At 62.1% G+C, this 13,286-nt stretch carries 9 protein-coding genes and 1 pseudogene; 6 read left to right on the forward strand and 4 right to left on the reverse strand.

The annotated features are described in order from the left end of the window. Positions 1–105: 105 nt before the first annotated feature. From X744_RS150085 to amrB, 4 genes and pseudogenes are all read left to right on the forward strand, one after another. Positions 106–453: a hypothetical protein gene (locus X744_RS150085; protein ID WP_245266778.1), complete on the forward strand. Its 348-nt coding sequence runs from the start codon at positions 106–108 to the stop codon at positions 451–453. Next, positions 450–1,151, forward strand: a complete 702-nt coding sequence (locus X744_RS150080) for a hypothetical protein (protein WP_023760781.1) — start codon at positions 450–452, stop codon at positions 1,149–1,151. The genes X744_RS150085 and X744_RS150080 overlap by 4 nt, the downstream gene beginning before the upstream one ends. A gap of 2 nt (positions 1,152–1,153) precedes the next feature. Continuing rightward, entirely contained in the window at positions 1,154–4,180 is a 3,027-nt protein-coding gene (locus tag X744_RS150075) for a caspase family protein (protein WP_245266780.1), read from the forward strand. A 131-nt stretch (positions 4,181–4,311) separates the two neighbouring features. After that, a pseudogene (gene amrB / locus X744_RS150070) lies at positions 4,312–6,153 on the forward strand (AmmeMemoRadiSam system protein B); the annotation flags it as partial. A gap of 150 nt (positions 6,154–6,303) precedes the next feature. Here the strand turns inward: amrB and X744_RS150065 are convergent. Both X744_RS150065 and X744_RS150060 read right to left on the reverse strand, forming a co-directional pair. Continuing rightward, on the reverse strand, positions 6,304–8,136 hold the full coding sequence (locus X744_RS150065) for a hypothetical protein (protein ID WP_023760784.1): 1,833 nt from the start codon (positions 8,134–8,136) through the stop codon (positions 6,304–6,306). 145 nt (positions 8,137–8,281) lie between these two features. Beyond that, a complete protein-coding gene (locus X744_RS150060) occupies positions 8,282–9,376 on the reverse strand; it encodes a serine protease (RefSeq protein WP_023760785.1) in 1,095 nt (364 codons plus the stop codon). Between the two features lie 349 nt (positions 9,377–9,725). Between X744_RS150060 and X744_RS1000000176030 the strand changes: the two genes are divergently transcribed. Then, complete coding sequence (locus X744_RS1000000176030) at positions 9,726–10,160, forward strand: trypsin-like serine protease (protein ID WP_280948957.1); 435 nt, start codon at positions 9,726–9,728, stop codon at positions 10,158–10,160. 34 nt (positions 10,161–10,194) lie between these two features. Continuing rightward, positions 10,195–10,899: a trypsin-like serine protease gene (locus X744_RS01000000170000; protein ID WP_280948958.1), complete on the forward strand. Its 705-nt coding sequence runs from the start codon at positions 10,195–10,197 to the stop codon at positions 10,897–10,899. 78 nt (positions 10,900–10,977) lie between these two features. On the opposite strand, the gene mgrA is transcribed toward X744_RS01000000170000, so the two are convergent. Together mgrA and X744_RS150050 are read right to left on the reverse strand one after the other, a co-directional pair. Next, entirely contained in the window at positions 10,978–12,024 is a 1,047-nt protein-coding gene (gene mgrA, locus X744_RS150055) for an L-glyceraldehyde 3-phosphate reductase (protein ID WP_023760786.1), read from the reverse strand. A gap of 114 nt (positions 12,025–12,138) precedes the next feature. Beyond that, positions 12,139–13,281, reverse strand: a complete 1,143-nt coding sequence (locus X744_RS150050) for a Gfo/Idh/MocA family oxidoreductase (RefSeq protein WP_023760787.1) — start codon at positions 13,279–13,281, stop codon at positions 12,139–12,141. Positions 13,282–13,286: the final 5 nt, after the last annotated feature.

Here is a 13,286-nt window from a genome sequence, read left to right on the forward strand (position 1 = left end):
CGACGCGATATGAGAACATTCCCGCCCCCAGCCTTGGTGCATGACGGCCGGATGAAACGGACAGGACCGATTGTGAGGAATTCTATGTTTTCCTGGTGTGGAACAGTGACCGGCCTTGCCGGCGGCCTGTTGCTGATCGCCAATGCCTCTGCGGACGAGGCATGCGGCCTGTGCGTCAAGCAGATCGTCACCAATTCGGAGCTGGCGACGTGTTTTCTCGATCAATATGACCAGATCGCCAAAAGTGCCAGCGGTGCCATTGTCGTCGATCTCAGCAACTGTGCCTCGCGCGGCGTCGTCGAAGCCTTGCCGTCACCGAACAGGGGAGCGATGGAGCCCGACGTGCAGTTCATGATTTCGCGCCTGCAGCTGGAATGCCTGAAAAAGAAGCTGGAGGCGCCGGGCATCGTGCTGGATCCCTCCGCCACCATCGAACTGGACAGCTGCGGATGAAGAAACCGGCGGGCAACACCAGGCAAACAGCAGCGCCCGCAAAGGCGCTTGCCGCGAAATCGCCACTGCCGGAAACCACGGAAGGTTTCCCGTGGCCGAGCAGCCATGAGATCAAGAAGGAGAGCAATCCCTTCACCGACCGCGACTGGCGCATGCTGGCCTATGCCTGGTCGGGCATGGCGGTGCGTATCGCCATCATCTTCACCTTGATGTTCTCGGTCTATCAGTTCCTGGCCAACCAAGAGCAGAAGCGCGTCGAGCAGACCATGTCGCTGGTCGAACTTTGGGAAAACAAGGACTACCAGCAGGCGCAGCGCGCGCTGAAAGATCGTCTAACGGCTCTCAATGCCAAATATGACAATTTGCTCAGCGCCAACCCCTCGCCTACCGAGGAGCAGGTGTTCCGGCAGCGGATCGGCATCGAAGCCATGACCGCCGCCGGCGGCGACATGCCGCTCGCCGATTTCAGCGAGAATTTCGACCGCATCGTCTATTTCCTCAACCGCCTATCCTTCTGCGTCGACGGCGACCTGTGTTCGCGCAAGGTGACCGATGCGTACTTCCGCGACTATGCCGTCTCGTTCTGGAGCTATTTTGCCGGCTATGTCGACAAGCAGCGCAAGGCGGGTTCACCCGCTTTTGCCTCGGCAATCGAGACCTATGTGCGCAATGCGCCGCCTGCGGACGAAGTCAAATAGCGATGGGAAAAATTGACCTCCGCCTGATGCGCGCCTGCCGCTGGCTGGCTCTGGGCGGAGCATTGATCGGGACTTCGGTTGCCCGTGCCGAGGACGCACCGGATTTCCACCTCGACCTCGACACTGGCGGCCATAGTGCGCAGGTCACCGATCTCACCTTCACACCCGATGGCGAAGACATCGTCTCGGCATCCAATGACAAAACCATCCGCATCTGGGACTGGCGGAGTGGCGTGACGCTGCGCACCATCCGCGGCTATCTCGGCAATGGCAGCGACGGCAAGATCTTCGCGATCGCGGTCTCGCCCGACGGCAAGACGATCGCCGCAGGCGGCTATTTTGGCGCCAGCCTTGGCGACAAGCCGCCCTATGGCGACATCAGGCTGTTCGACTTTGCCACCGGCAAGATCAAGGCCGTACTCAAGGCCGCCGATTACGCGACCTACGATCTCGCCTTCTCTCCCGATGGCAAGACGCTGGCTGCCGGTGGCGCCGACGGCGTCGTCTATCTCTGGCGCTTTGACGACAAATCCGTGACCGGCTGGTCACTGGACAAGAAGCTCGACGCCGATTCCTGGCACATCGACAAGCTTGCCTTCGCCGCCGGTGGAACCCGACTGGCCGCGACGACCACCGACAATGGTATCCGGCTGTGGGACGTCGTGAACGGCGAGGAGATCGCATTGCCCGACGTAGCCGAGCCGCTGCGGGACATCAGCGTGATGGCGCTGGCCGTTTCGCCCGACGGGGCCTTGTTCGCCACCGGCAGCAAGGACGGGCAGGTCCAGCTCTGGCGGGCGACCGATGGCACGCTGGCACGCGCCATGCCGACGCAGGATTTCTTCATCGGTTCGCTGACCTTCGCCAAGGATGCGCGGCTGATCGCCTCCTGCGGCTACCGCTGCGCCGACACACACCGCTCCATCGTCTGGAACACCGACACCGGCGAAAAGGTGCTCGACTATACCGGCCATGACGGCACGGTCTATGCCAGCGGCGCCAACGCCGATGGTTCGCTGGTCGCAACCGCCGGCGGCACGCGCCACGCCATCCAGGTCTGGGATCCCGCGAACGGCGAACGCAAGGCACTGCTGCAGGGAGTGGGCGAACCTGTAACCGCCGTCGGCATCGACGCGGCGAACGACGTCGTCGCCTGGGGCAACGCCAACCCTTGCCCCGAGCGCGTGGCCTGTCCCGAACAGCAGGGCGCGCTGGACAACAAATTGGTGCTGCCGACCACCGAACGCTTCTTCGAGGATCCGCAGCCGCTGACGGAGCCAAGCTCGTTCGACCGCGCCGCCCTTGTCGACGGCCAGTGGTCGCTGCGCGCCGCGACGGGCGGCAAGGACGCACTGGAAAACGCCGTGTTGGAGATTGCCAATGGCGGCAAGCTGGTGCGCAGCATCGAAAACGACGCCACCAACGGCTTTGTCCATTCCGCCTACACGCTGATCGGCAAAGGTCTTGGCCTGATCACCGGCGGCAATGACGGCACGCTGATCGAGTACAGAACCGCGACCGCGAAAGCGTCGGGCGAGTACACCGGCCATACGGCCGAGATCAACGCCATGGTCGCCTCGGAGAAGGCCGGCCTGCTGGTGACCGGCAGCGCCGACCAGACGCTGAGGCTTTGGAACCTGAAGACGCACGAACTGATCGTCTCGATGTTCTTCGCCGGTTCGCAATGGATCGTCTGGATGCCGCAGGGCTACTATTATTCCTCCGACGAGGGCGACAAGCTGATCGGCTGGCAGGTCAACCAGGGCCGCGATCATGAAGGCCGCTTCATCCGCGCCGGCCAGTTGAAGAAATATCTTTGGAGCCCCGAGATGGTGCGCCGGGCAATTATCCTGCGCAGCGCCAAACAGGCGGTCGAGGAGATGCGGCCCGGCGTCGACAACGAGTTGCAGAAGCTTTTGCAGCGCAAGCCGCCGGAGTTCGGCATCCGTCTGGCGGAAGACCAGAGCAAGGTCCGCGACGGCTACGTCGCCGTCGAGATATCAGGCGCCAAGGAAGCTGGAACCGATGTCGCCGGCTTCTCGATCCTGTCGAACAGTCGCAATGTCGGCGATGTCACCGCGCGCTCGGTGGACGGCAACAGCACCACTGTCGAGATACCGGTCGAGAACGGCAAGAACACCATCCGCATCACCGGCACCAACGAATATGGCTATCTGACCGAACGCAGCGTGACGGCACTGGCGAGGAAGACCGAGAAGACCGAGGCCAAAGGCAAGCTCTATGTAGCGGTCATTGGGGTCGACAAATATCCGTTCCTGACCGACGCCTGTTCGGGCCATGCCTGCGACCTGCGCTACCCCGTCGATGATGCCACCGAGTTTCTCAAGGTGATCTCCCAGAAATCAGCGCCGCTGTTTTCATCCATGGAAACGCTGGTTCTGGTCAACCGCGACGCACTCGACGAGAACTCCGACAAGGCCAGACAGACTTATGCAGTCGCCAGTGCCGACGGCATCATGGAGCCCGACTCCGACACGATCGACGACCAGCTCGCCGACTTCCTCGATAGGCCCCGCGAGCACGACACCACCATCATCTTCGTCGCCGGCCACGGCATCAACATCGATGAGGATTACTATTTCATCCCGACTAACGGCCGCAAACAGGATGCCGAGCGCTGGAAACGCTCCTCGCTTGTCGACTGGTCGGACATCCAGAAATCGGTAGAGCGCGCCAAGGGCATGCGCTTCATGCTGCTCGACACCTGCCATGCCGCCAACGCCTTCAACCCGCGCCTGGAAAAGGACGCGCAGGATGCGCGCATTGTCGTGTTCTCGGCCACCGCCGCCAACAACACCGCCGCCGAACTGCCCGAGCTCGGCCACGGCGTCTTCACCTATTCGATTCTCGAAGGCTTGCGCGGAAAGGCCAGGACTTCGGACGGCGGCGTCACGCTGTTCGGCCTTGCCGATTATATTTCTCGCGAGGTGGTGCGGCTGACGTCCTCGAAGCAGAAGCCGTTCTACTACGTCGGCGGCGTGGAGAACATTGTGCTCGCCGAGCCATGAGGAGGCGAGGTCTGCGCGCACGCACCCCCCTCTGTCCTGCCGGACATCTCCCCCGCAAGGGGGGAGATCGGCTGTCAGGGCTGCTTACGCTGATCTGCAGCGCTGCAAGAAAACTCGCGAGGCGGAAGCTGCCAATCTCCCCCCTTGCGGGGGAGATGTCCGGCAGGACAGAGGGGGGCGCCATAGAGCACCAGTTTTGCCGCTCTGCGCCGCGTCNACTCGCGAGGCGGAAGCTGCCAATCTCCCCCCTTGCGGGGGAGATGTCCGGCAGGACAGAGGGGGGTGCCTGCGCGCCGGCCAGCATCCTGCTGATCTTCGCCATCACTCTCCTGCCCCTCCCCGGCTTCGCCGCACCTGTCGTCTGCCCGCCGGGTACCGATAACTTTCCGGTCTTCTACGACGACGCCTCGCTGTTCAAGGACGCCATCGCCAACGTTGCCGATGTCGAGCCGTCCAACCAGCGGCTGACCGGCATCACGGTGCCGCACCATCTGCTGGCTGCCGACCTGGTGGCGCTGGGGTTCCGGGCGGCGTCTGGTTTCCGCTACAAACGGATCATCATCCTGTCGCCGGATCACTTCCACAAGACGCACAAGCTCTACGCCACCACGCTGCGCGGCTTCGACACCGTGCTTGGCCCGGTCGCAGCCGACACCGACGCCGTGCGTCGGCTTGAGACGAACGGCGACATGGTCAAGGAATCGTGCCTGTTCGACAAGGAGCATGGCGTACGCGCCATGCTGCCGTTCCTGCGTCACTATTTCCCGGAGGCGAAAATCGTTCCCGTGGCGATGTCGGTCAAGGCACGGCGCGGCGACTGGGACAGACTGGCCGAGGCGCTGAAGCCGATCGTCGACCAGGACACGCTCATCGTCGAATCCACCGACTTCTCGCACTATCTGCCGCAGCATGACGCGCTACGATTCGACCAGCAGTCGCTGAACCTGCTGGCCGCCGGGTCGCTCGACGGCTTGTCAGCACTTCGCCAGCCCGATCATGCCGATTCCGTCGGCGCGCTCTATATCCAGACGAGGCTGCAGCGCGAGCTGTTCGGCGCCCAACCTCTGGTCGTCGCCAATGAGAATTCGCAGGAACACACCTCGAACTATGTCGAGCGGACCACCAGCTATGTCGTTGCGCTGTTCGGCGCCTTCGGTCCGGGCTTCAACAATCCGACACGGCCAAAGGACAGGATCTACTATCTCGCAGGCGACGTGAATTTCGGCCGCGCCATGAAGAAGATCCTGGTTCGTGACGGTGTAGCCGACCGCATCGTCGGCAACGTTCTGGCGCTGACCGGATCGCGGCCTTTGATCATCAATCTCGAAGGTGTCATCCTGCCAAACGTTCCGGAAGCGATCGACGACATGACGCTGGCGATGCCGGAGGGCCTGGCTGTGGACATGCTGAAGAAGCTGCATGTCGCCGGCGTCGGTCTCGCCAACAACCACGCCTACGATCTCGGCCCGTCAGGCTACGCCGAGACGCTGCGCGCCCTGGATGAAGCCGGCATTCCGCATTTCGGGCAGGGCGAGATGCTGGCGCTTGCCGATCTCGATCTGGTTGGCCTGACCGACATCGACACCAATGGTTCGAAGAACACCGACCTTCTCATCCCTGCCCTGCTCGACCGGCTGCTGCACGAGGATGCAGAGCGGCCAGTGGTCGCCTTCGTCCACTGGGGCCGCGAATACAAGACCGCACCGTCGAAGCGGGAAGATATACTTGCCGACCAGATGCGCCTGCGCGGCGCTTCAGTCATCGTCGGCGGCCACCCGCATGTGTCGAGCGACGCGATCGTCCCGCTTGCCGGCGGCGATGTGGCGGAGGTCTATTCGCTCGGCAATTTCCTGTTCGACCAGCGCGCCGAACGGTCATCGGGATCGATGCTGGAGCTGCGCGTCTTCGCCCAGGGCACGATCTTCACCCGGCTCATCCCGCTGCCCAACTATTTCGAGATGGGCAGAAAATGAACGCTTCCAGGGTGTGTTGAGATTCAGGTCAGGCCGAGTCGAAAACGGTAGGTTCCGAGAACCGGAGCGGAGCGTACTTTTTGTACGCGAGCACCGGAAGCACAGGAAGCTGCCGTTTGCAGGCCGGCATCATCTGAATATCAAGGCACCCTAGCCGCAGCCGACCATATCGCGCGGCAAGTAGCAGGCCGCCGGCTCGGTCTTGGTCTCGAACAGCGACTGCTTCGGGCGGAAATAGAAGAAGGTTACGGGCTTGCTCTCGCGCACGCTGCCGTCGGCGAAATGCGCGGCGATGCTGAACCTGTGGATCGACGACATTGACGACCACATCTTCAGCCGCGCCGTATAGGCGCTGATCTTCTTGTTGCCGCGCACCGGCATGGCGATTGTGTAGTCATACTTGCCGATCGGAAACTCGATGTTCTGGTAGCGCATGGCTTCCGGCGTACCGCCACCGCCATCACCGCATTCGGCCATTGATTCCGGTGTCTCAAAGACCGCCATGGTGATGGAGGTGCGGAACGGCTCGCTCTGCTGGTAGACATGACCTTTGTCGTCCGCCCAGGAATAGTCGAACTTGCCGATCGCATTCAGCGTCATCGCCTGTTCGACATTGTCGAGATAGTCAGCGACCTCGCCGAATTTGATCTTGTTGGTCAGCTGGCTGCGGCAGACATTGAGACTGTCTACCGAAGGACAGGGAAAACGCCCTGTCTCCAGGCTGGCCGTATCGACGCCGGCCTCCGTGAGCACGCTCTTTACCGACACGTCGACCCCGTCGCCGAAACTGCCGACGTCCTTTGTAAACATGCGGCTGGGATCACCGGTCGGATTGCCCTCGTCATCGACCGCGGTGAACTGGATCGACATCTTCATGTCCTTAGCGTCGCCCCAGCCATTGTTGACGATCGAGAAATCCGGCCTGAAGCCGACGCAGCCGAAATGCTCCGATATCGACAGCATCGGCTTGCGATAGGCATCGCTGGCGGCAACCCTCATCTCCAGGCTGTCGAGCTTGACCTTGGACTGATCGGACGTCTTGAGATCAACTTCGGCAAAGGCCGGCGAGTCCTCCCAATCCATGCCTTGATAGACATTGCCGGTGGCGACCTGGCCGGTGCCGCTCCAGCTGTCATTGTACTGATCGGATTGCGGATAGATCGCGATGTCCTCGTCGCGCACCAGATGCTGGTATTGCATGTCGGATTGCTGGGTCATGCGCTGGTCGACGGCCACGCCGATCTCGACCTTGCCGGCATCGCCGCCGCCGGTCTGCGCCTTGAGGAGTCCGCCCACCTTGGCGTCGGCCAGCACGTCGGGGCGCGAGCCGCCGACCTCCTTGCCCCTTGCCCATTGCGAATCGTAGGCGGTGCCTCCGGCCAGCCGGGTGCGGCCCTTGCCATCCTTCAACCCGTCGACAAATGAGCCGGCAAAAATCTCCCCCGTCTTTGACAGGAGCCGCCCCTCGCCATTCGGCACGCCGGCAACGAACTGACCTTCGTAGCGGTTGCCCTCCACATCGAGATGGACGCCATTGCCGTTGAGTTCTCCGGCGAGCCAATGTCCATCGAAAACCTCGCCCGAACGCAGCTCGAGCCGGCCCTGCCCGTCGAAGCGGCCTTGCCTGATGTCACCGAAATAGCTGGAATAGATGGTTTTGGGATCATAGCTGGCCGAGCCACGCACCCGCCACACCAGCCTACCCCTGCCGTTGATGGTGCCGTCTTCGGCAATCGTCCGGTCAGGCGACTGGCCCGCCGCCGGCTCCCAGACGAAGTCGAGTCCCTTTTCCGGATGGAAATCCCACACCCGGACCGTCCTGCGCAGCACGGAGCGCGTGTCTGCCTGGTAGAGGATCTGCACCCGTTCCGCCCAGACGCCAGCGGCTGGTGCGGCGGCCGGATCGGCGAAGGCTGGCGAAAGCATCAATGCGACCAGCATCGACGCGGCCGCGATCGCCAACACTACCTTCACCCGCGCCATCCCAAAACCCCTTTGGATGCCTACCTCTTGGCCGTTCAAGCGTAGTCGGCGAACCAGCCTCGTGCAAGAGAACCGCAGCGGAAGTGCCGCCAAGCAAAAGGCGGCGGGATTGCTCCGCCGCCTTTCCACTGCGAATGCGCAGCGATTATTTGTACAGGCTGTTGATCCACTGGATGTTGGCAGCGTTCAAGCGAACGGCTGTGTTCGCGTCGGGGCTTTCCGCCACATTGACGCCGGTGATGATGCGCTGCTTGGAATTGTTGTCATAGGCATAAACTGAGCTGCCGCTCGATCCCGGGAACGTGTCGCAGTCATACTGGAAATATTCCGGGGCGATGTTCTCGGCTTGCACTTCGCAGTTTGCCTTCCACATCGTACCCATTGGCTTGTCGCCGGGATAGCCGACGAGGTTGGCGGTGAAGTCGCCGAGATCGTCATAGTTGGCGTAGCCCAGCCAGCCGAGGTTGGTGCCGACATCCTCCTTCAGCGTGATGATGCCAAGATCCCACGGGATCACGGAGCCATAATAGCCCTGGTAGTTGTCGATGAAGCCTTGCAGCACATAGGCGCTTTCAAAGGCGAAGGCGCCGAATGGTGCGTCATCGGCGGTGCTGCCATTGAGCCCTGGCACGAACAGATACTCGGAGAGCCAGTCCTTGTCCTCATGGCTATAGAGGCAGTGCGCCGCCGTGAGCACCGTGCGCGGGCCGATCAGCGTTGCCGAACAGCTGCCATAACTGCCCGTCTTCGCCGACTTGGCTTCGAGATAGCCTATCGCCGAGAACGGATAGGTCTTGGTGTTCTTGACCTGCTCGCGATCGTCGGTGCCGAAAACCTGGCGGCCGGCTTCGCCTTCGCCGAGATCCGGATCCTCGGTCTTCCGCTCAGCCCCGTCTTTTCCATTGGCCGGAGCATTCAGTTCCTTGATGATAAGATCCCTCAGCGCTTCGCTCGGCTCGATCTTGATCTCCTTGCCATCGGCGGACCGTCCGACGATGCCATAGGATTTGACAGCCGTTGCTTCGTCAGCAAGCGGCGCGGCGCGGCTGTCCTCGTCAGTCAGCTTCGGCGGCGCGATTGGCTTTGCCCGCCCTGGCTTGTAGTTGCCTGAAGTCACGTCTCGCATGCTTTCGCCATTGCCGGCACTGGCCGAGCCAGGATCGGCGGCGAAAACCGGTACCGCCCACATTGCGGTGGAAAGCAATGCGGACGCAATAAGTACGTTTGTCAGTTTTGTCATGGTGAGACTCTCCCAAAAGTCAGCAAGGACTGGATCAAGATATAGAAATATTGTCGAGATCGTGGTGAAGCCGAAAAACGGGCCTGATTACCGGCGCCTGAACCTGATCATCACCCCATACGGTCTATCGAAGGCCCCGCCAAAGACACCCCGCACAGATATATTGCCTAAATTAATACAACATTGGAATGACAAATCGCTTCCACGTAGCCCGTGGGGGGCTATAGGGTTTTGAGTGGGTTCCGCACGGGAACGCGGTCCGCGAAGCAACGCCTGCTTGCCGGCGACTGTTTCGTTGATCATGCACCGGGGCTGGCTCGTTCGGGAACGTGTCTCAGGAGGATTTCAGGTGCACATTATCCATCGGTTCAAGCCGATCGCCGCCGCGTCGTTGCTCGGCATCGCTGCCGCCCTTGCGGGCGCCAACTCCACCCAGGCGGACGAAGCTGCCGCCAAGCCCGAAGCGGCGGTTTCGCCAATGAAGAGGGTGACCGATGCAAGAGCGAAGGCCGCGGCGGAGAACCCCGACGGCGCCGACCGCGTCTATGGCGGCAACCAGGCAGAAAAGGGCGCCTATCCATTTCAGGTGGCGCTGCTCACCACCGACAGGCTGGACGAGAACCCGGTCTCGCAGGCCAATGCCCAGTTCTGCGGCGGCAGCCTGATCGCACCGCAATGGGTGCTGACGGCGGCACACTGTCTCAATGATGAGGGCCGGCCGATTTCGCCGGAGAGCGTCACCGTGCTGACCGGCGCCANTGACGGCGGCACACTGTCTCAATGATGAGGGCCGGCCGATTTCGCCGGAGAGCGTCACCGTGCTGACCGGCGCCACCGATCTCAGCGAGGGTAAACGCCACAAGGTGGTGGAGGTTATCGTCAACGAAGGCTACAGCGAGCAAACTCTCGACAACGACCTCGGTCTGCTCCGGCTTGCTGAACCGGCCGATGCGCCGACCATCAAGATCACCCATGACGCAACGCCCGATACCGGCAAGACGACGGTCACCGGCTGGGGCAAGATGCAGGATGGCACCTTCCCGACGACACTGATGGTTGCCGACCTCGATCTGGAGCCCAACACCGCCTGCAACAGCGGCATCAAGGCCATCTATGCGCATGACCTGAAGGCAGCACTTGGCGATCTGTCCCACCGTATGCGCTATTCGGAAAAAGGCATCGACGCGGCCGCCAATGCGATCGCCGCCGACATGACCGACCCACTGACCGGCAACATGATCTGCGCCGGCACCACGAGCGGCGTGCGCGATGCCTGCAACGGCGACAGCGGCGGCCCGCTGTTCATGACCGGCACCGGCGGCCGGGTCCAGGTCGGCGTCGTCAGTTGGGGCGAAGGCCCTGCGGACGGCAGTGCTGCTTGCGGCCACAAGGACGCTTATGGCATCTACACCCGGCTGGCCAATTACACCGGCTGGATCGAGGCCAAAATGAAAACTTCTGCTCCGGCGCCTGCAAAGCCCAAGGCGGGACTGGGCACGGCTCAGAAGCCGAAGACGCCCTGAACTACGGCTATCTCGATTCACATGAAAAAACGGCGGGAACGCCCGCCGTTTTTTGCTTTGCCGGCTTATCGAGCGGGTTTACTTCCTCGGCGGACCTTTGCGCTCGGCCGAAGACGCCCACAGATTGATGTCGGATTCGCGCGCATAGGTATCGATCTCGGCGAGTTCGGCGTCGCTGAAGTCGAGCACCTTGAGCGCGCCTACACAGTCCTCGACCTGCTCCGGCCGGCTGGCGCCGATCAGCGCCGAGGTCACCTTGCCCTTTCGCAGCACCCAGGCCAGCGCCATCTGCGCCAGCGTCTGCCCGCGCTTGCCGGCGATGGCGTCGAGCGCCTTGATGCTGGCGATGGTCTTGTCGTTGATGAAAGCTGTCTTCAGCGACTTTCCCTGAGAGGCGCGGCTGCCATCAGGAATACCGCCAAGATATTTGTTGGTGAGCATGCCTTGCGCCAGCGGCGAGAACACGATGGAGCCGACGCCGAGCCCTTCGAGCGTATCGAGCAGACCGTCGTCCTCCACCCAGCGGTTCAGCATGGAATAGCTCGGCTGGTGGATGATGCAAGGCGTGCCAAGCTGCTTCAAAATATCGGCGGCCTCGCGCGTGCGCTGCGAATTGTAGGACGAGATGCCGGCATAGAGTGCCTTGCCCGAGCGCACGGCATGGTCGAGCGCGCCCATGGTTTCTTCCAGCGGCGTATCTGGGTCGAAACGATGCGAATAGAAGATGTCGACGTAGTCGAGTCCCATCCGCTTCAGGCTCTGGTCGAGGCTGGCCAGCACATATTTACGCCCGCCCCATTCGCCGTAAGGGCCGGCCCACATCTCATAGCCGGCCTTGGTCGAGATGATTAGCTCGTCGCGGTAGACGGCGAAATCGGTGCGCAGTATTTCACCGAAAGCGGTCTCGGCCGAGCCGGGCGGCGGGCCGTAATTGTTGGCGAGGTCGAAATGCGTGATGCCCAGGTCGAAGGCCTTGCGCGCGATCGCCTGCTTCGTGCGGTGCGGCGTGTCGTTGCCGAAATTGTGCCATAGCCCCAGCGAGATCGCCGGCAGCTTCAGGCCGGAGCGGCCGCAGCGATTGTAGATCATTTTCTCGTAGCGGGTTTCGGCGGGCATGTAGGGCATCGGAAAATCCTCAAACGGAAGCAAGCCAGGCATCGCGGCAACGCAGCGAGCAGGCTTCGCCCCGCACCCTTACCCTCTCCCCGTCGGAACGGGGAGAGGGTTGAGGTGCGCTGCCTACTTCTTCTTTGCCAAGAGCTCTTTCGCTTCCTTGACGCCAAGTGCGGCCGGCCGTTCGCAGGTGGTCTGCATGGCGACGAACTTGCCGGTTTCGCCGGAGCGCAACAGGCCGGTCATCACATCGACGGCATGCAGCGCCAGTTCCATCGAGCAGCGGTGCGGCCGGCCTTCCGCGATCGCCACCGCCATGTCGGCGAGGCCTGATGTGCGGTAATTGGCCATCATGCCTTGCGAATGCATTTCGTTGGGAACGCCGAACGGATGCGACCATTTCGGCGCCTTCTTGACCGGCTTGGCCGAGTTAGTGAAGCGCACGTCGCCACCGAAGAAGTTTGGATCAGGCACGAACACCGTACCCCCTTCACCGTAGAGTTCCATCGGCGCGTGGCCGTGGGCCCAAACGTCCCAGCTGGTGTTGAGCGTCACCACCGCACCGTTTTCGAACTCCAGCAGGCCATGGATGGTCGTCGGCGTGTTGACCGGAATCCTTTCACCCGCGCGCGGCTTTGAACTGATCGTGCGTTCCTTGGCCGGCGTCGTTGCGAAGGCAGCGACCTGCTTCACCGGTCCGATCAGCTGGATCAGATTGGTGATGTAGTACGGTCCGATGTCGAGCACCGGACCTGCGCCTGGCTGGAAGAAGAAATCGGGATTGGGGTGCCAGTGCTCCATGCCGTGGCCCATGACGTGACAGGTGCCGCTGGTAATCTTGCCGAGCTTGCCGGTGTCGATCAAGTCGCGGACCAGTTGATGCGCGCCGCCCAGGAATGTGTCGGGAGCCGAGCCGATGCGAAGGCCTTTCGCCTCGGCGCGTTTCTTCAGGTCGAGTCCTTCCTCGACCGACAGCACGAACGGCTTTTCCGAATAGACGTGCTTACCGGCGTCGAGGATCTGCTTCGACACCTCGTAGTGCACCGCCGGGATGGTCAGGTTGACGATGATGTCGATGTCATCGGCCTTCAGCAGTCCGTCGACGGTCTCGGCGCGCAGCTTGAACTCCTTCGCCCGCGCCTTCGCCGCATCCATGTTGATGTCGGCGCAAGCGCGCATCTCAATGCCGCGAAACAGCGGCGCCAGTGAAAAATATGCCTTCGAGATGTTGCCGCAGCCGATGACGCCGATCCCAAGTTTCTTTGCCATGCTGA

This window comes from Mesorhizobium sp. LNHC252B00, from assembly GCF_000502955.1.
In the GTDB taxonomy this organism is placed as follows: Bacteria; Pseudomonadota; Alphaproteobacteria; order Rhizobiales; family Rhizobiaceae; genus Mesorhizobium.